The organism is Citrobacter sp. Cs237 (assembly GCF_030332325.1).
Classification (GTDB): Bacteria; Pseudomonadota; Gammaproteobacteria; order Enterobacterales; family Enterobacteriaceae; genus Citrobacter_A; species Citrobacter_A sedlakii.
In genome coordinates this window covers 1-472 of the sequence record NZ_JAOWIB010000064.1, presented here as the reverse complement: position 1 = coordinate 472, position 472 = coordinate 1, and the positions used below count along the sequence as shown (strand labels likewise).

1 protein-coding gene is annotated in these 472 nt (G+C 65.5%); it reads left to right on the top strand.

Annotated elements, in window-relative coordinates; all coding sequences use genetic code 11:
* A partial coding sequence (locus tag OGY07_RS01920; protein ID WP_286598346.1) for an Ig-like domain-containing protein occupies positions 1–472 on the top strand: 472 nt, incomplete at both ends.

Below are 472 nucleotides of genomic sequence, written 5' to 3'. Positions count from 1 at the left end.
CGGGGGCAGTGACGGCCAGCGTGGCAGACGCCGCCGGTAATACCGGTTCGGCCAGCCATACCCTGACCGTTGACACTGCCGCGCCGGTGGTGACCATCAACACCGTGGCGACCGACGATATCATCAACAGCGCCGAACACGGCCAGACGCAGATGGTCAGCGGCGCCGTCACCGGTGCGGCGGCAGGTGACGCGGTTGTCGTCACCATTAACAACAAAACCTACACCACGGTGGTGGATGCATCCGGCAACTGGAGCATCGGCGTCCCGGCGGCAGATATCACCGCCCTGAACGACGGCACCACCACTGTGTCCGTGACCGTCACCAGTGCCGCAGGCAACAGCGGCTCGGCCACCCATGATGTGAACGTCAACACCGCCGCACCGGCCATCACCATTAACAGCGTGACCGCCGACGACGTGATCAACGCCGCCGAGCAGGGCGCGGACCTGACGCTTTCCGGCACCACCAC